General features: G+C 64.4%; 15 protein-coding genes. 8 read left to right on the top strand and 7 right to left on the bottom strand.

Translation table 11 applies throughout. The features are described 5' to 3' along the window. Nucleotides 1-64: 64 nt before the first annotated feature. The gene (locus C7450_RS07785; protein WP_110373871.1) at nt 65-859 is read left to right on the top strand and encodes a shikimate dehydrogenase family protein; all 795 of its coding nucleotides are present in this window, start codon (nt 65-67) and stop codon (nt 857-859) included. Nucleotides 860-978: 119 nt separating this feature from the next. Here C7450_RS07785 and C7450_RS07780 read toward each other — a convergent pair whose 3' ends face one another. After that, on the bottom strand, nt 979-2,931 hold the full coding sequence (locus tag C7450_RS07780) for an acetoacetate--CoA ligase (protein ID WP_110373870.1): 1,953 nt from the start codon (nt 2,929-2,931) through the stop codon (nt 979-981). 268 nt (nt 2,932-3,199) lie between these two features. Between C7450_RS07780 and C7450_RS07775 the strand changes: the two genes are divergently transcribed. Beyond that, nucleotides 3,200-5,020: an AsmA family protein gene (locus C7450_RS07775; RefSeq protein WP_110373869.1), complete on the top strand. Its 1,821-nt coding sequence runs from the start codon at nt 3,200-3,202 to the stop codon at nt 5,018-5,020. Between the two features lie 17 nt (nt 5,021-5,037). Here the strand turns inward: C7450_RS07775 and C7450_RS07770 are convergent, their stop codons facing one another. Together C7450_RS07770 and C7450_RS07765 are read right to left on the bottom strand one after the other, a co-directional pair. Then, nucleotides 5,038-5,841 (bottom strand): ABC transporter permease, encoded by an 804-nt coding sequence (locus C7450_RS07770; RefSeq protein ID WP_110373868.1) that lies wholly within the window; start codon nt 5,839-5,841, stop codon nt 5,038-5,040. Then, on the bottom strand, nt 5,838-6,764 hold the full coding sequence (locus C7450_RS07765) for an ABC transporter permease (RefSeq protein WP_110373867.1): 927 nt from the start codon (nt 6,762-6,764) through the stop codon (nt 5,838-5,840). The genes C7450_RS07770 and C7450_RS07765 overlap by 4 nt, the downstream gene beginning before the upstream one ends. 229 nt (nt 6,765-6,993) lie before the next feature. Between C7450_RS07765 and C7450_RS07760 the strand changes: the two genes are divergently transcribed. The 3 genes from C7450_RS07760 to C7450_RS07750 all read left to right on the top strand — a co-directional run bounded on the left by C7450_RS07760 (nt 6,994) and on the right by C7450_RS07750 (nt 10,243). Further along, complete coding sequence (locus C7450_RS07760) at nt 6,994-8,394, top strand: glutamine synthetase family protein (protein ID WP_110374282.1); 1,401 nt, start codon at nt 6,994-6,996, stop codon at nt 8,392-8,394. 40 nt (nt 8,395-8,434) lie between these two features. After that, on the top strand, nt 8,435-9,727 hold the full coding sequence (locus C7450_RS07755) for an NAD(P)/FAD-dependent oxidoreductase (protein WP_110373866.1): 1,293 nt from the start codon (nt 8,435-8,437) through the stop codon (nt 9,725-9,727). Between the two features lie 90 nt (nt 9,728-9,817). Beyond that, nucleotides 9,818-10,243, top strand: coding sequence for a Dabb family protein (locus tag C7450_RS07750; protein ID WP_110373865.1), 426 nt, complete (start codon nt 9,818-9,820; stop codon nt 10,241-10,243). Between the two features lie 33 nt (nt 10,244-10,276). On the opposite strand, the gene C7450_RS07745 is transcribed toward C7450_RS07750, so the two are convergent. Together C7450_RS07745 and C7450_RS07740 are read right to left on the bottom strand one after the other, a co-directional pair. After that, complete coding sequence (locus C7450_RS07745; RefSeq protein WP_110373864.1) at nt 10,277-11,863, bottom strand: DHA2 family efflux MFS transporter permease subunit; 1,587 nt, start codon at nt 11,861-11,863, stop codon at nt 10,277-10,279. 11 nt (nt 11,864-11,874) lie between these two features. After that, the gene (locus C7450_RS07740; protein WP_110374281.1) at nt 11,875-13,170 is read right to left on the bottom strand and encodes an HlyD family secretion protein; all 1,296 of its coding nucleotides are present in this window, start codon (nt 13,168-13,170) and stop codon (nt 11,875-11,877) included. Between the two features lie 252 nt (nt 13,171-13,422). On the opposite strand from C7450_RS07740, the gene C7450_RS07735 reads away from it, so the two are divergent. Beyond that, nucleotides 13,423-14,082 carry a TetR/AcrR family transcriptional regulator gene (locus C7450_RS07735; protein ID WP_245449529.1) on the top strand — a complete coding sequence of 220 codons (660 nt, stop codon included), beginning with the start codon at nt 13,423-13,425 and terminating at the stop codon, nt 14,080-14,082. A 52-nt stretch (nt 14,083-14,134) separates the two neighbouring features. On the opposite strand, the gene C7450_RS07730 is transcribed toward C7450_RS07735, so the two are convergent. Beyond that, on the bottom strand, nt 14,135-14,821 hold the full coding sequence (locus tag C7450_RS07730) for a Crp/Fnr family transcriptional regulator (RefSeq protein WP_110373862.1): 687 nt from the start codon (nt 14,819-14,821) through the stop codon (nt 14,135-14,137). A gap of 216 nt (nt 14,822-15,037) precedes the next feature. After that, nucleotides 15,038-15,229, bottom strand: coding sequence for a hypothetical protein (locus C7450_RS07725; protein WP_110373861.1), 192 nt, complete (start codon nt 15,227-15,229; stop codon nt 15,038-15,040). A gap of 184 nt (nt 15,230-15,413) precedes the next feature. Between C7450_RS07725 and C7450_RS07720 the strand changes: the two genes are divergently transcribed. Next, nucleotides 15,414-17,306, top strand: coding sequence for an ABC-F family ATP-binding cassette domain-containing protein (locus C7450_RS07720; RefSeq protein WP_110373860.1), 1,893 nt, complete (start codon nt 15,414-15,416; stop codon nt 17,304-17,306). A gap of 267 nt (nt 17,307-17,573) precedes the next feature. Next, nucleotides 17,574-18,212 carry a hypothetical protein gene (locus C7450_RS07715; RefSeq protein WP_110373859.1) on the top strand — a complete coding sequence of 213 codons (639 nt, stop codon included), beginning with the start codon at nt 17,574-17,576 and terminating at the stop codon, nt 18,210-18,212. The last annotated feature ends 30 nt before the right edge of the window (nt 18,213-18,242 follow it).

The following is an 18,242-nucleotide window of genomic DNA, read 5'->3' as shown; positions in this document are numbered from 1 at the left end:
GCGCCCTTAAGCTTCTGTCCAGACGCGGATGATGTTTGCGTCCGCAGCAACCACGGAGACAGTCATGCTCGAGCGCTACAGCGGTGCCACCCGCATCTACTTCATCATCGGGCATCCGATCGCGCAGGTGAAGGCGCCGGCCGGCATGACCCGCTTCTTCGAGGTGGAGGGACGGGACGCGCTCTGTGTGCCGATCGAGGTGCCGCCGTCAGGTTTCGATGCCTTCGTCACCGCCGTCACGGATCTGTCGAATGTCGACGGGTTGGCCATCACCATACCGCATAAATTCGCGGCCGCGCGCGCCTGCGCCACGGTGTCGGAGCGCACGCGGCTATTGACAACCTGCAATGTCATGCGCCGCGGTCCGGATCGCGGCTGGCACGGCGACATGGTCGACGGCATCGGCAGCGTGGCGGCGTTGCGCGCCAAGGGCGGTTCCATCGCGGGCAAGCGCGCCCTGCTCGTCGGGGCCGGAGGGGCGGGCAGCGCCATCGGGCTCGCTTTGCTCGACGAAGGCGCCGCACTTCTCGCCGTGCACGACACCGATGTCGGCCGGCGCGACGCGCTGATCGCCCGGCTTCGGCAACGCCACGACGGACGCGTCGTCGCCGGCTCGGACGATCCTACCGGTTTCGCCATCGTGTCCAACGCCAGCCCGGCCGGCATGAACCCGGCCGATCCGCTCCCGGTCGATGTGGGACGGCTGGAGCCGGGCACCTTCGTCTGCGATGCGATCACCCTGCCGGAGATTACGCCGCTCATTCATGCGGCGCGCGCGCGCGGCTGCCTCACCAGCACGGGGATCGACATGTTCGAGGCGGAACGCAGGTCCATGTTCGATTTCTGGTTTGCCACATGACGATGCCGCGCGGAACCGTCGCGCTCATCGGCGTTTGCCGCTTCGGCCGCCGGGCCGGGGGCCCAAGCGCTCCCGGCCCATGAGCCCGGCCCATGAGCCGGCATGGTGCCTTCGCGGCGCTACACCCGCAGTTGCGGCAGATCGCGGAACAGATCGAGCGCTTCGGGATTGGCGAGTGCATCCGCATTCTTCACCTCCCGGCCGTGCACGACGTCGCGCACCGCAAGCTCGGTGATCTTGCCCGATTTCGTTCGCGGAATATCGGCCACGGCGATGATCCTGGCGGGTACGTGCCGCGGACTGGCGCCGCTGCGGATGGCTTGGCGTATCGTCTCGACCAGGGCTGCGTCGAGGACCGCTCCCTCCGCCAGCCGCACGAAGAGCACGACCCTGACATCGCTGTCCCAGTCCTGCCCGATGGCGATGCCCTCCAGCACCTCGGGAATGCGATCAAGCTGGGCATAGATCTCGGCGGTGCCGATCCTGACGCCGCCCGGGTTCAAGGTCGCGTCGGAGCGCCCGTGAATGATGATACCCCCGTGCTCGGTCCATTCGGCGAAGTCGCCGTGGCACCACACCCCGGGGAAGCGCTCGAAATAGCTCGCGTGATAGCGGCTGCCGTCGGGATCGTTCCAGAAGCCGAGCGGCATGGTGGGGAAGGCCTTGGCACAGACGAGCTCGCCTTTGCCACGCGTCATGGGCCGGCCCTCGTCATCCCAGACCTCGATGGCCAATCCAAGCCCTGGCGCCTGAATCTCGCCCTTCCACACCGGTGACGTCGGCTCACCCAGAACGAAACAGCCGAGGATATCGGTGCCACCGGACATCGAGACGAGCTGGGCGTCGGCTGAAATCGCATCATAGACGTAGTCGAAGCTCTCGGGCGAGAGCGGCGAGCCGGTCGAGGCGATGACACGGATCGTCGACAGATCATAGCTGTCGCGCGGTCGTATCCCCGCCTTGTGACAACTGTCGATGAATTTCGCGGAGGTGCCGAACAGGGTCACGCGCTCGTCCTCCGCATAGCGGAAGAGCACGGCAGGCGATGGATGCAGCGGCGAACCATCGTAGAGGACGATGGTCGCATCGCTGGCGAGAACGGCGGCGAGCCAGTTCCACATCATCCAGCCGCAGGTCGTGAAGTAGAACACCCTGTCGCCGGCGCGAATGTCGAAATGCAGCCGATGCTCCTTCAGGTGCTGGAGGAGCGCACCGCCCGCCCCATGCACGATGCATTTTGGGGCACCCGTCGTCCCCGACGAGAAGAGGATGTAGAGCGGATGGTCGAAGGGAAAGCGCGGAAAGCGAACAGGCCGCGACGGGAAGGCCGCCAGCACCTCCGGCAGATAGACACCGTCCGGAATCGTGTCGGCGAGCTCTTCCGCATCGCCGAGATACGGGACAAGGGCCACCGCCTTCAGGCTCGGCAGCTGCGCGGCAATGTCCCTCACCTTGTCGCCCACAGCAATGCGCTTGCCGGCATACCAATAGCCGTCGACCGCGATGAGCACCGTCGGCGCGATCTGTCCGAAGCGGTCGAGCACGCCGTGAACGCCGAAATCCGGCGAGCAGGAGGACCAGGTCGCGCCGAGCGCGACCGTCGCCAGCATCGCAGCGACGGTCTCCGGGCGGTTGGGCATCATCGCCGCGACGCGGTGCCCCGGGCCGACGCCAAGGCTCTCGAGCCATTGCTGCAGGCGGGACACGAGGCTGTGCAAATCCGCGAAGGAGAGCCTGGCCTCCTCCTTGTCCTCCCCCCGGAAGACGATGGCCGTGGCATGGTCGTTCCGCTGCAGGAGGTTTTCCGCGAAGCTGAGGCGCGCGCCCGGGAAGAAGACGGCGCCCGGCATGGTGTCCTGCGCGAGCACCGTGTCGGTGCGTTCGCCGACGACGCCGCAGAAATCCCACACCGCAGACCAGAAGGCCGCGCGATCGGCGACGGACAAGGCGTGAAGCTCTCGGTAGGACGACAGCCGCTGCCCGACCCGTGCGCCAAGAAAAGCCATGAAACGCGCCACAGTCGACAGGGACGCGTCCGCCGGATCGGGCGTCCAGAGCGGCGACGATGTCATGATGTCTCCCCCATTCATCTATGGCTGATATTTGCGACCGGTACCGGCCGGCCAATAAAGCGCCACCTTTCAGGTTCACACAATATCTGCCAGAGTGCGTCGCGAGGGTGAGGCGGCTCTCTTATAAGGGTAATGGCCATAGGCTGTTACGGGATTTTTCGTAAGGTTTTCGGCGGGTCAAGTGATGATTCTCGGCCCACCTGACGTCCTCTCAGCAGTTTGGACGATTCGTTCGTCCCGTCCATTCGCCCCTTCATTGCTCTAGGTCATGACCCGACGGACATTTTTCCTCCTGGCATCGGTCTCATTCGCACTCGCGCTCGCCGCGGTGACACCGTGGTCTGTCCCAAGCCTCAGGCTCGATCGCCAGGTCGCCGGTCAGGTGGAGCGTGTGACCGGCCTGACCCTCGTATCGGACGGGGAGGTCACGCTGACCCTGTTGCCGGTGCCGCGCATCACGCTGCCGGACGTGACAATTCGCACAGCCAATGGCGAATCCATTGTCTTTGCCCGTCAGATGCGGGCCGATATCAATCTGCTTTCCCTCATCAGCGCGCGCCGTATCGACATCGCCGAGACGACGCTCATCGCGCCGACCATCCATCTGCGGCCCTTCACAACCGGGGATCTCTGGCCCGGTGTACAAAAACGCCTCAACAGCGGGGATGCATCGACCGCCACCACGCGGCTGACACTTCTGCGTGGCCAGGTGCTCGACGACGACAACGACGTGGCAGATAGCATCGATCTGTTCGCGAAATGGTCGCCCGAGGGCGATGATCTCGACTTCAATGGCCGGGCGCGCTGGCGCGGCGAGATGGTGGAATTCCGCGCCGTCAATCTCGCACCGCGCAATCTGGCGGCCGGCCAATCCTCGCCAGCCTGGATCTCGGTGTCCTCACGCCTCCTGTCCGTTTCGCTTCTGGGCACGATCGACGCCGCCGAGCAACTGCGCACGCGGGGCCGTTTTAGCCTCAAGACCCCATCCCTCTCCGACGCCGTCCAATGGCTCGACAGGCCTCTGCCGCTCGCAGCCCAGATCGGCAGCTTGGCGCTCAGTGGCGACGGGGATCTTTCACTGCGCGGCGGTTCAATTCCTGCAGCCACGATCGAACTCGGCAAGAACCCGCTCGAGGGTGCGCTCGTGCTGCGCGTCGAGGACAACCGTCCGATCCTGTCGGCGACGGTCGCGGCCGATACGCTCGATCTCGACCGGCTCCTTGAACCGCTCACACCCGTGCGTTCCTCCTGGGGGAGCTGGAGCCGCGAGAATTTTGCACCGATGCTCGGCAGCGCCAGTCTCGATGTCCGCCTGTCCGCCAATGCGGCGCGTCTCGGCGCACTCGTCTTCGAGAATGTCGCCGCCGGCATCATGATGAACGCCGGCCGCACGGAGGTTTCCGTCGGCCGTGCCACGCTTGGTCAGGGCAGCCTCAAAGGCCGGCTGATCATGACGCAAAGCCAGGCTCCCGCCGTGGATGCCAGGCTCATCGGCAGCTTCGACCAGATCGAGGCCGGCGACATCGTCAACGAGGTTTTCGGCAATCGCCGCTTCGCCGGACTTGCGCAAGGACAGCTCGCGCTGGAATCCAGCGGCCGTTCTTTCGCCACGCTTGCCAATGCGCTCAGCGGCAAAATCTCGCTCAGCCTGCGGCAGGGAGAGATTTCCGGTCTTGATCTTGCCGAGATCGCCAAACGTGTGCAGGCGAGGCCTCTCTCGACCGCGATGGAATGGCGCGGCGGCCGCACCAATTTCGATCAGATCGGTTTCGGCCTCACGATCACGGACGGCGTCGGCGAAATCACCGAAGGCACCATGAGCGCGCAGGGCCTGCGCGGCAGCCTTGGCGGGCGAATCGACTTCGGGGACCGCCAGTTCAACCTGCGCGGCGTGGTCGCGGCGCCGACGACGGCCGTGCCCGGCAAGGGCTTTCCCCTCGGCATCACGGGAAACTGGGACAGCCCGACGATCGCGCCGGATATCCAGGCCCTCATCGAGCGGTCGTCGGTCACGGCGCCCCTGTTTGCCGTTCCCGTCGACAGCCGCCAGCGCGGCCCGACGCGGGCCGATGCCGTGAAAGCGCAATAGCTGCAATTTCTTACGAACTAGACTTCAAGCATCTTGCCATCGACGCTCCTGGCCTTGGTGACGAGCGACGCAATGATGACGAGTGCGGTCACGCCCGCCAGCATCAACGTACAGAGCGCATTGATCTCGGGTGACAGGCCGCGCCTCGCCTTGTTGAAGATCTCGATGGGAAGCGTCGAGGTGCCCGGACCGGTGGTGAAGCTCGCGATCACCACATCGTCGAGAGACAATGTCAGCGCCAACAGGAAGCCGGCCCCCACCGAGGGTGCGATGAGCGGCAACGTGACCTTGAAGAAGGTGCGCACCGGCGGCGATCCGAGGTCCAGGGCGGCCTCCTCCAGGCTGCGGTCGAAGGCGACCAGCCGCGACTGCACGACGACCGCGACGAAGCTCATCGTGAAACTCGTGTGCGCCAGCGTGACCGTCCAGAAGCCGCGACCAACGTCGAGCGAGACGAAGAACAACAGAAGCGCCAGACCGGTGATCACCTCCGGCATGACCAGCGGCGCATAGACCATCCCGGTAAACAACGTCCGTCCGGTGAAACGCCCGTGACGCACGAGGGCCAGCGCCGCCAGCGTTCCGAGGACAGTGGCGAGGCTCGCCGAGGCAAGGGCCACGCCGATCGATGTCCACATCGCATCGATCAGTTGCGTGTTCTGCCAGATCTCGCGGTACCAGCGGGTCGAGAACCCACCCCAGACCGCAACAAGCTGCGAGCCGTTGAAGGAATAGACCACCAGCATGACGAGCGGCAGGTAGAGGAAGGCGAAGCCGAAGGTGAGGACGGTCGCATCAAGCCCGGAAAAGCGGCGGATCATCGCGCCTGCTCCAGTCGACGCAGCTCGATGGAGCGATGCAGCGTGATCGGTCCGATGATGATGACGAGCAGAACGATGGCCACCGCCGAGGCGAGCGGCCAGTCCCTGTTCTTGAAGAACTCGTCCGACAGCGTCTTGCCGATCATCAAGGTGTCCGCGCCGCCGAGAAGTTCGGGGATGACGTATTCACCCGTGATGGGGATGAAACAGAGCAGCGCCCCGGCGGCGAGCCCGGGCAGCGCGAGCGGCAGCGTCACCTTGCGGAAGCTCCGCCATGGCCGCGCGCCGAGATCGCCCGCGGCCTCGATCAGCGTCCAGTCGAATTTCTCCAGGGTCGCGAAGAGCGGCAGGATCATGAACGGCAGGTAGCAATAGACGAGGCCGATCAGTACCGCTGTTTCCGTCTGCAGCAGCCCCAGCGGCTCGCTGGTCAGCCCGAGGCCGATCAGCACTGCATCGAGCAGCCCTTGTGGGCGTAGAATGCCGATCCAGGCATAGACGCGGATAAGAAAACTCATCCAGAATGGCAGGATGACCAGGAGAACGAGCAAGGGCCGCCGGCTCGGATGGGCCTTCGCCATCGCATAGGCAAAGGGAAAGCCGATGACGACGAGGATCACCGTTGCGGTGGCGGCAATGCGCACCGAGGACAGGACGGCCTCGCCGTAGAATAAATCCTCCATGAGGAGGACGAAATTGTCGAGGCTGAGACCGGACAGGAAGGCCGAGAGACCCGCCAGCCCCGCGGAAAGGTCGAGGACGGGCTGATAGGGGGGCATGGCGCTCGCCGTCTGCGACAGGGACAGCTTGAGCACGATTCCGAAGGGTACGAGGAAAAAGACGAGCAGCCACAGGTAGGGAACAGCCGGCACAGCCGCCTGCATCAGACGTCGCACGGGGCTCTTCGGATGGGGTGTCGTCATGCTTCGGCCCGGACGGAGGAATCAGCGTAACCCTTGCTCCCAACAAGGTTTAAAGCCATTGATGGCTTTAGGGGAGTACCCGCGGCGCCACGATCTTCACTGCGCGCGTGGGCGCGGACCGGCACCACGTGTAGGATGGCGTCATTGACAGTCCCCCCGGTCGGACGGTTTGCTGCCCGAAGACCGCGGCACGAGACAGACAGCGAAGGAACGCATGGCGAAGGAACGCATGGCGAAGCAGGACAAAAAGGGCACCAAGCTCCCGCAGAACGAGCGCGGGGCCGCCAATATCGAAGCAGCGCGTGCGTTTGTGGACGCCCATGGCATCGAGGATATCGAGTGCTTCGTGCCCAATCAGGCCGGCGTCGCCCGCGGCAAGATGATGCCCACGGAAAAATTCTTCGGCAGCCCGAATCTCAGCCTGCCGGGGGCGATCTTCTATCAGACCATATCGGGCGATTATCCGGATGACGTCGTCGACAAGGAGATGCCGACGGACGGCGACCTGATCCTCGAGCCTGATCTCTCCACACTGACCGTGGTGCCCTGGGCGAGCGATCCCACGGCGCAGATCATCCATGACGCCTATTTCCGCGACGGGCGGCCCGTCGAGACCTCGCCGCGGCAGGTGCTGAAGCGCGTCGTCGACATGTACCGCCAGCGCGGCTGGCAGCCGATCGTCGCGCCGGAGATCGAATTCTACCTCGTCAAGCGCAATACCGATCCCGACTATCCCCTGGAGCCGCCGATCGGCCGCTCGGGCCGGCCCGAGATCGGCCGGCAGGCCTATTCGATCGCCGCCGTCAATGAATTCGATGCCCTGTTCGATCTCATCTACGACTATTCGGAGGCGCAGGGCCTGGAGATCGACACGCTGATCCACGAGGAAGGCGCGGGGCAGATGGAGATCAATCTGCGCCACGGCGATCCCATCGATCTTGCCGATCAGGTCTTCCTCTTCAAACGCACCATTCGCGAGGCAGCGATGGCGCATGACATGTATGCGACCTTCATGGCCAAGCCGATCGCCCATCAGCCGGGCTCGGCCATGCATATCCACATGTCGGTGGTGGATGCGAAAACGGGGGCCAATATCTTCACCAATCCCGCCGACGGCCAGCCGACCCCTGAGTTCTTCTCCTATATCGCCGGCCTGCAGACCCATCTGCCCGCGGCGATGGCGATGCTCGCCCCTTACGTGAATTCCTACCGGCGCCTCACACGGCACTCGACCGCACCGATCAATACGCGCTGGGGTTACGACAACCGCACGACCGGCCTCCGGGTCCCCCCGTCGAGCCCCGAGGCGCGCCGCGTCGAGAACCGGGTCCCCTCCTCCGACGCCAATCCCTACCTCGCCATCGCGGCGTCACTGGCCTGCGGCCTGCTCGGCATCGACCGGCGCCTGCGCCCCGGTGAGCCGGTCCCCGGCTCGGCCTATGACCTCGAGCACGATCTGCCGCTCGGCCTGCTCGAAGCGGTCGCCGCGCTGGAAGAGAGCGAGGCGATGCGTGAGATCCTCGGCGAGAGCTTCGTGCGCGCCTTCACCGCCGTGAAGCGTTCGGAGTTCGAAACCTTCATGGAAGTCATCAGCCCGTGGGAGCGCGAATATCTCCTGCTCAACGTCTGAGGCGAACGCTCCTCTCAAGGCCCATGCCGCATTACGACCGATGACCCAACCCGCACGCCGTGATGCGCATCTCAATCTCTATGAGGACGCGCCGCTCAACGCCGCGCCCGCCACGGCCTCCCTTAGCGACGGCGCGCGATCCGACATCTGCGTCATCGGCGCCGGCGTCACCGGGCTCGGTGCGGCGCTGACGCTGGCCGAGGGGGGCGCCGACGTGCTCGTGGTCGAGGCCAGCCGCATCGGCGGCGGCGCCTCCGGGGTCAACGGCGGGCAAATCCACCCCGGCCAGCGGCGCGACCAGGGATGGCTGGAGGCCAAGGTTGGCGAGGCCGAGGCGATGCGCCTCTGGCAATTCGCCGAGGAGGCCAGGCGCTGGCTGCAGGATCGCATCGCGCGCCACGGCATCGTCTGCGATCTCGAGCCGGGCCTCCTCAGCCTCGCCCATCGCCGCGACATCGCCGAGGGCATGCGGGCCGACGCGCTCCATATGGCCAATCGCTACGGCGTTGCCGGGCTCGAGGTCCTGACCGAAGCGGACTTGCCGCGCTACACCGGCGCCCAAGGCTATTGCGGGGGCCTGTTCGACCCCCATGGCGGGCATCTCGACCCGCTCGCGCTCACCCGCGGCCTCGCTGCGGCGGCCGCTGCCGCAGGCGCCCGCATTGCCGAGGAAACGACCGTGCGTCGCGTCGTCCGCGACGGCACCGGCTGGCGGCTGGAGACCTCGCGCGGCGCCGTCAGCGCCCGCGTCGTCGTCGCGACGGGTGACGGCAGCATCGGCAATCTTCTGCCCGAGGTCGCCGCGCATGTGGTGCCCATCGTGAATTTCATGGTGGCGACGGGCCCGCTCGGCGATCGCGCGGCAACGCTCCTGAGAGAGCGCCATGCGGCGTCCGATACCAAATTCGTGGTCAACTACTTCAAGCGGACGGTCGACGACCGCCTTGTCTTCGGGGGCGGCGAAAGCTACGGCAACGCAGTGCCGGCCGATATCCGCGCCCGTGTTCAACCGCGCATGCTCAAGGTCTTCCCCGATCTTGCCGACGTTCCGCTGACCCATGCCTGGGGTGGACGCCTGGGAATCACGGCGACCCGCCTGCCCTTCATCCGCCGGCTTGGGCCCGATCTCTACGTGGCGTCAGGCTTTTCCGGACAGGGTGTCATGATCGGGCCGTACACCGGCGTCGCCATCGCCGAGGCGATCGGCGGGCGCAGCGATCGCTTCGACCTGATGGCGCGGCTGCCGATACCGCGCTTCCCGGGCGGGCCGCTGCTGCGACGCGCCATCGTCATCGCCGCCATGGTGGGGGCTGGATTGGTGGACAGGCTGTAAACAAGAGAATCAATGCCTGAAAGACAGCGCGACGACACGGCCTTGATGCTATCGTTGAACTGAAAATTATCCAGCAACGATAAGAAATCAATGGTTTATTTTAAATATATTATCGCGGCGTTCCTCATTATTTTCATACCTGTCGGAACGTTTTTTCTATTCTTTATGGACGTCATACCAAGATCGTCACCGCACGCCGCGCGGGTCGCGCATGTGGTCCTCGTTCGCTTTCGACCAGATGTGGCGAAGCCCGAGATCGAAAGCGTGTTCAAGGCTTTGGAGGAGCTGCGAGACACGATCCCGGGCATCACACGCATTCGGACAGGGTCCAACAGCAGCCCGGAGGCGTTAGGGCGCGGCTATGACCACCTGTTCATCGTCGATTTCGCCAGTATTGCGGCGCGCGATGCCTATCTCAAGGACCAAAGACATGCCGCGGTCGCCCAACAGCTGCTCTCCCTCGCGGATGGGGGTACGGACGGCCTGATCGTTGCCGATCTTGATCGCGGAAAATGAACGCGCGCGCGGCAGGTGGGGCGGGTCAGGCCGTCAATGTCCCCCGCCGCCTCCCCCAGCGGCGGCGCGCGGTTTCTTCACCAGCGGCAGGATCACCACGAGGGCGAGGAACAGGAAGGTCAGGGCATAGAACACATCGGCGAAGGCCATGACCGTCGCCTGCTGGCGCACGATGCCGGCAAGCTTCTTGATGGCGGCAATTTCGGCATTGGAGCCGAGCGGCGCCATCCCCTGCGTGATCTTGGCGAGGGTTTCCTCGGCCGCAGTCCGCCCCCAGGCGACCTGTTCGTGCAACCTCACCAGATGCAGGTCGAGCCGATTGTTCAGAAGCGTGTTGATCAAGGCCAGTCCGACCGCACCGCCGAGATTGCGCGTGAGATTGAACAGACCGGAGGCGTTTTTGATTTCGTGAGGTGGCAGCGTGCCCAAGGCGACATTGCTGATCGGCACCATGCAGATCATCATCGAAACGCCGCGCAGCACCTGCGGCACGAAGAGCTCCCAGAAATCCCAGTCCGACGTGATGCTCGTGACCTGCCAGGTCCCCAGCGCGAAGCCGGCGAAGCCAAGCCCCATCATGGCGCGCGGGTCGAGCCTGGTCATCAGGCGGCCAGCAAGGGGGGCCGCGAAAAACATGGCGAGCCCCGAGACGAACATCGTCTCGCCGATCATCAGGGCGGAATAGCCGCGGATGCGCCCGAGATAGACCGGGTAGAGATAGGTCAGCCCATAGAGGCCGATGCCCATCACGAAGCTGAAGGCCGATCCTGTGGCGAAATTCCGGTCCCGGAAGGCGCGGATATCGACAACCGGCATCTTCGCCAGGAGCACGCGCGCGAAAAAAGCAACGCAGGACGCCGCCGCGAGAAGGGTGAACAGGACGATGAGTTCATCGTCGAACCAGTCGTTGGTCGGCCCTTCCTCCAGCACATATTCGAGGCTGCCGAGAAAGCCGGCCATGAACAGGAGACCCCACCAGTCGAAGCGGTCGAGCAGCTTGAGGTCGGGCTCGTCGAAGTCGACCAGGAGGAAGGTTGCAATCGCCACGATCACGCCCGGCACGATATTGACGAGAAACAGCCAGTGCCAGGAGAAGAGGTCGGTGAGATAGCCGCCGATGGTCGGGCCGATGGTCGGCGCCAGCGTGGCGACAAGCCCGATGATCGGCGAGACGACCGCCTGCTTGTTGCGGGGAAAGGCGCTGAAGGCTGTCGCAAAGACGGTCGGGATCATGCCGCCGCCGATGAAACCCTGCAGCGCGCGATAGACGATCATCTCGTTGATCGACGATGCCGTCGCGCAGAGGAAGCTCATGATGGTGAAGCCGGCGGCGGAGGCGGCGAACAGCCACCGCGTCGACAGCGCGCGCGACAGGAAGCCCGACAGCGGGATCATGATCACTTCGGCGATCAGATAGCTCGTCTGCACCCAGGAAATCTCGTCGGAGCTCGCCGCGAGGCCCGCCTGGATCTCTGACAGCGATGCCGAAACGATCTGGATGTCCAGGATGGCCATGAACATCCCGAACACCATGAAGATGAAGGCGATGAACTTGCGCGCCGGAATACCCAGCATGAGAAGGGGCGGCCGTTCCTGGCCGGCCGCGGCGATCGCGCTCATAGGCCTATGCCTTATTCTGCGCTCGACCGGGTGGGAGCCTTCAGGGCAGCCGTCCGGGGTGCGTCGGCGTCGTGACGTGTATCGACTGTGGCGACGACCGACATACCCGGTCGCAACACATGGTCGCTCAGGGCGTCGGCCGAGAAACGGATGCGAACCGGCACCCGCTGGACGATCTTGGTGAAATTGCCGGTGGCGTTTTCCGGCGGCAGCAGGCTGAACAACGCGCCCGATGCGGGTGAAATGCTCGCGACCTCACCGGTGAAGACCCGGCCGGGATAGGCATCGACGGTGATGTCCACGCGCTGGCCGGGCTTCAGGCGGCCGAGCTGCGTTTCCTTGTAGTTCGCGTCGACATAAACGGAATCCAGTGGAACGATCGCCGCGAGACGCTCTCCAACGGACACCAGCTTGCCGACCTGCACCGCGCGGTTGCCGATGACGCCCGACACCGGCGCCTTGATTTCAGTGAAGGAGAGATCGCGCTCAGCCTTGGCGAGGGTCGTCCTGTCCTCGTCGAGGCTGCGCTCGGCCTCGACGCGCTGGGCGTTGAGGACGCCGACATTGGCCGTCGCGGAATCGAGCCCGGCCTTGGCGCTGGCCAGATTGGCGCGCGTGCGACCACGGTCGGCTCGGGCATTGTCGAGGGCCTGCTTGCTCGCGAAATTGCTTTTTGCGAGCTGCTGCTGGCGGTCGAATTCGAGCTCGGCACGATCCACATCCGCCTGTGCGGCGTCGATCTGCGCCTCGGCCTGCTCGACAGAGGCCTGTCCGGCCTTGATCTGCTCGGCGATGCGCGCGATGGCCGCCTGCTGGGTGGCAACCTTGCCCTTGGCCGCATCGACCGCGAGCCGATAGTCGCCATCATCGATGCGCGCGATGATGGCGCCTTCGCGCACGAATTGGTTGTCCGTGACGTCAACGCTGGTGATGTAGCCAGAAACCTTGGCCGCGAGGATCGTCATGTCGACATGCACATAAGCGTCGTCGGTCTCGATCTCGAAGCGGCCCAGCGTCCACCAGTGATAGCCCTCGTAGCCGCCTGCAGCGAGTGCGATCAGGGCGACCGCCGCCAGCAAGGGCTTGCGAATGCGGCTCTTCTTCTTCGGCGCATCCTTGTCGTGGTGCTTGCCGCCATGGTGCTTGTGCCCCGACTTTCCAGCAGGAGCCGGCCCGGCCGGCGCTTCCTGGGCCGGGTTCTGGAAAGCACCCGGCTCTTGCGGTTTCTCGGCGCGCGACACATCGCGGGCAGGCTTTTCCGCCTGCCCCGACGCGCCACCGCCTGCGCGCGGTTCCTCGTGGACCATGAGACCGGACCCGTCGGCCATATCCTGGCGTCTATCCACGGCACTTGCCCATCTGTCAGAATGCTTGACCGAACCGTTCGGTCAGCACTACAACCACATAGATTGACCGAACGGTTCGGTCAATGACGGACATGTGCGCCACCGCACGCCACGGGAAAGTCGTCCAGCGCGCTTGCCACGCCTATCGCGCGCGATGCAAAGATCATGTGGCGACGCGTTCATGCGTATCAGCGAACCATCGGGATGGAGCCAATGGACCCCCTCACCCTCGCATCCAAGCGCGAGGACGCCGCACAGGATAGCTCGAAACGCCGCGACATTCTGAATGGCGCGCGGCACGTTTTCCGTGCCCACGGTTTCGACGGGGCCAGCATGGGCGACATCGCGAAAGCGGCGAGCGTCTCAAAAGGCACGCTTTACGTCTATTTCGACAGCAAGGAGGCGCTGTTCCGCGCCTTGATCGATGTCGACCGCCGCGATGCGGCGGAGCGCCTGTTCGACCTCGACCAGGACGAACCCGATGTGCGGGGCGTGTTGACGCGGCTGGCCACGAGCTTCATCAGCATGATGATTCAACCGGACCATGTTTCGTTGCTGCGCATGGTCATCGGCGCGGCGGAGAAATTTCCAGCCCTCGGACGGGCCTTCTTCGAGGCCGGCCCCTGCTATGGTGTGAAACGGCTTTCAACCTATCTCGCGGCCCAGCGTGCGGCCGGGCGTCTCCTGATCGAGGATACCGATCTCGCCGCCGCGCAGTTCATGGGCCTGATCCAGGGCAGCCTGACGAAAGGGCCGCTGTTTGGCGTCAACGAGCGGCCCTCCCCCGAAGATATCGAGGTGACCGTCGCAAGCGCGGTCCGCGTGTTCTTCGCCGCCTACGGACCAAAGGCCTCCTGGAAGCAGGATCCTTGAAAGCAGGCCTCTTGGAATGCAGGATCCTTGAAACGCGGCATCCCGCTGGCGCCTACTTGTCGTCGCGCAAGGCTTCCTTGACGCGCGCATCCAGCACCTCAGGCTGTTTGATGACGAGCGCGCCGCGCGTGCGTTCCACGAGCCCTTCGGCCGACAGTGCGCTGAATTCCCGCGTCACCTGCTCGCGCCGGCAGCCTATGCGGGCCGCAATGACGTGGTGGAAGGGCGGCGGCGTCACCACCCGCTCGCCGGGGTGGCCGGCGCGCGGCACTGACAGGCGTAGCAATTCGGCATAGAGGCGGTGCCGGAGATCGAGCACCGTATGCTCCATGATGCGGGCATTGAGCTCCCGCACGCGGCCGGCCAGCAGTTTGAGCAGCCGCTCGGCGACGATCGGCGAGGCAAAAACGATCTCGCGGAACACCACGGCCGGCATGATGCAGACTTCGCCGCGCGTCAGGGCCGTCACATTGGCCGAGCGCTTGACCCCATCGATGGCGGCGAGTTCACCGAACAATTCGCCCACGCGCATCTCGCCGAGGATGACCTCCTTGCCGGACTGGCTGCGGACGAGCACGCGCACCTCGCCGGAGACGATGAAATACACGTCGGTGGAAATATCCTCGAAATCCACAAGGATCTCGTCGGTATCGAAACGGCGCCAGTTACAGCGCGGCTCGAAGGAACCGAGATCCAAATCCGCGTCCTTGAAGAACGGAACACGCGTCAGCTGCAACATCGCCCCGATTCTCACCTTCCGTCCGCATCGTCCGGACCTGAGGGAACGGGGTCAAGCGGCTTTGGCCTCACATCACGAAGCCATCAGGCAAGTGCCATCGGATGAGCGTTGAAAGCAACAGATCTTCGTATGCACGGCGCACTTTTTGCCGCGAAGGCGCGTCGCCATTCCCGACATTCGCATCTTCATCGGCCAGAGCGCGTGGGTCCAGCCGCTTCAGACGGTCGGCGTCGCAACCCTGACAAGCGCCTTGCCGGGAGACCAGGCGTGCTGATCCACGCGCACGGCGTCGATGCGCGTGATCGCACCCGCGCCGCCGACCACCAGGACTATGCCCATCACAAGCCCCAAGACCGCGATCGTCAGGGCGGGAATGGAAAACAAACTGACATCAAAACGCATGGTCATCGAATCACATGTTATCCACAGCTTTTCAACACCCTGTCCTCAACTCTGTCCAAGGCAGCATCGCGACCGGACTATGTCGAAGGCAAGGCAGACCGGGACGACCTGACGCGCAAACGACCGGCCGTGACGCCTCGTGCGATAGACGGGACTTGCAGGCGAGGCCGGCAGACGGCACAAGACTGCCATGCTGCAGATCAACGAACTGACCTATCGGCTCGGGGCACGCCTCCTGATCGATCGAGCGACCGTCACCGTCCCCAGCGGGGGGCGGGTTGGGCTCGTTGGCCGCAACGGCGCCGGCAAGACGACGCTGTTCCGGCTGATCCAGGAGGAGATCGGCGGCGAGAGCGGCACGATATCGCGCCCGAAGAACTGGCGTATCGGCGCGGTGGCGCAGGAGGCGCCCGGCGGTCCCGAGACCCTGATCGATGTCGTGCTGGCAGCGGACACCGAACGCGCCGCGCTGATGGCCGAGGCCGAGACCACGACCGATCCCATGCGGCGCGCCGACATCGAGATCCGCCTGGTCGATATCGACGCCCATTCGGCGCCGGCGCGCGCGGCCTCCATCCTGCACGGCCTCGGCTTTGATGCCGAGGCGCAGGCGCGCCCATGCTCGTCCTTCTCCGGCGGCTGGCGCATGCGCGTGGCGCTCGCCGCCGTGCTCTTCACGGAGCCTGACCTGCTGCTCCTCGATGAGCCGACGAACTATCTCGACCTCGAAGGTACGCTCTGGCTCTACGACTATCTCGGGCGCTATCCGCACACCGTCCTTGTCATCAGCCACGACCGCGATCTGCTCGACACCGCCGTCGACCACATCCTGCATCTCGACCAGGGCAAGCTCACCATCTACCGCGGCGGCTATACCTCCTTCGACCGCCAGCGCCGGGAGAAGCAGGCGCTGCAATCCAAGGCGCGCATGAAACAGGAGGCCGAGCGCAAGCATCTGAGCGCCTTCGTCGAGCGCTTCCGCGCCAAGGCCTCGAAGGCCCGCCAGGCGCAATCGCGCCTCAAGCGGCTGGAGAAGATGGAGCCGATCGCCGCCGTCGCCGGCGAGGAGGTGCTGCCGTTCCATCTGCAGGGGCCGGACCGGCCGCTCTCGCCCCCTCTCATCTCCATCGAGGGCGTGGGCGTCGGCTACGGCGACCGCATGGTGCTCGACCGCCTCAACCTCACCCTCCTGCCGGACGATCGGATCGCGCTGCTCGGCTCGAACGGCAACGGCAAGTCGACCTTCGCCAAGCTTCTGTCCGGGCGGCTTGCGCCGATGAAGGGCCAGGTGATCCATTCGCCGAAGCTCAAGACCGCCTATTTCGCGCAACACCAGCTCGACGAGCTCGGCCTGGCGGAAACGCCGCTGCAGCATGTCGCCGCGCTCATGCCGGATGCGCCCCCGGCCAGGCAAAGGGCGCGCGCCGCCCAGTTCGGCTTTTCCGGCGCAAAGGCCGAGACGCCCGTGGAAAAGCTCTCCGGCGGCGAGAAGGCGCGGCTTCTCATGGGGCTCGCGGCTTTCGGCGGCGCCCATCTTCTGATCCTCGACGAGCCCACGAACCACCTTGACATCGACAGCCGCCAGGCGCTCGTCGAGGCGATCAACGACTACACCGGCGCGGTGGTCCTGATCAGCCACGATCGCTTTCTGATCGAGGCTTGCGCCGAACGTCTGTGGCTCGTCGCCAACGGCACCGTCAAATCCTACGACGGCGACATGGACGACTACCGCCGCCTCGTGCTCGGCCTCGACAAGTCAGGCAGCAGCGCAGCGCGCGAAGGGGATGCCAGCACGCGGGGCTCCGCGCCGACGCTCTCCACGCCGTCGCGCCCCACGGGTGCACCACGTCCGTCGCTCAATGCCATGCGCAAGCGTATCGGCGAGCTTGACGCCCGTCTTGCCAAGCTGTCGACCGCCATCGCCAAGGTCGACGCCGCCCTCGCCGATCCGGCGACCTTTCGCGACAATCCTGCAAAGGCCGCAGAGCTGGCGCGCATGCGCAGTGAGGCCGCTGAAGCGTTGGCGCGCACCGAAGACGAATGGCTGGACGCGACTGCGATGCTGGAAGCGTCGCAATTATAGCAGGCTGGACCATTGTTGTGACATAGCCTGCCTCGAAAGCGAAAGTTATTCGACGATAGAATCTCAGCGAACTTTGCTGATTTTGTCGGAGCTTCGCCTATGCGTTCCCCACGCGCCTCCGCCGCCTCATTCGAGTCCAAGCATTACGTCTATATATATGCGTCTCGTCCGTTCTTAGAACGGATCCCGCAATACTGGAACATGCACCGGTGGGGTAATCGATGGCCGAATTGTGAAATTATTCATGGCCCGGAGAAAATCGAAATCTTGGGGAAACTCGACACCGTTCTCAAGGCTGGCCGACGCGCCTTTTCCGGCAAGCTAGAAAAGCTGTCCCCGCATTGCACGCTTTACATTCTCACGGAGAATATCGGCGTCGTGGCGCGCAAAAAACATGGAACAGTACGACAGACGCACAAGGGAGCAGAAGCCCTTGCCAACCACCTCATGGGCGAGAGGCTCCCGCGCACGTGCCGGTTCATATACCTTTACAGAAACCACATTAATGAAACAGCAGAAGATTTAAGCTATGCGGAAGCTTTTGAGAAGCAACTCAAAATAAATGGATATGGCGCTGCGTTCGTCAAGACGTTTCACTTCATGCACGGCACTGACCAGCTGGGAGGCCCTGTAGACCTCCGATCCAATCCCACATACTTCAAAGATACTAGGAATATACGCGAGCGAGAGGCCAAGATTTTAAGTGCACGAGAAAACGAGCTCAGGTGCGCGCGCGAAGCCGAGATTATACGCGCGCGGGAAAACGAGATTAAGCGCATGCGAGCAGCGGGGATTGAGATTGAGGACGGAATTGAGGCTAAGGAAGACCTCCCCCCGACCGGATGCTGGTCGGCGATATGGCGCCACATCAAAAATTTCGCACCCGTTAAAGTCACGCGCCGGTAGCGCGGTCCGTTTATGTCATCCCACATTATT

The organism is Chelatococcus asaccharovorans, assembly GCF_003201475.1.
Taxonomy (GTDB): Bacteria; Pseudomonadota; Alphaproteobacteria; order Rhizobiales; family Beijerinckiaceae; genus Chelatococcus; species Chelatococcus asaccharovorans.
This window is presented reverse-complemented; position numbering and strand designations above follow the sequence as displayed.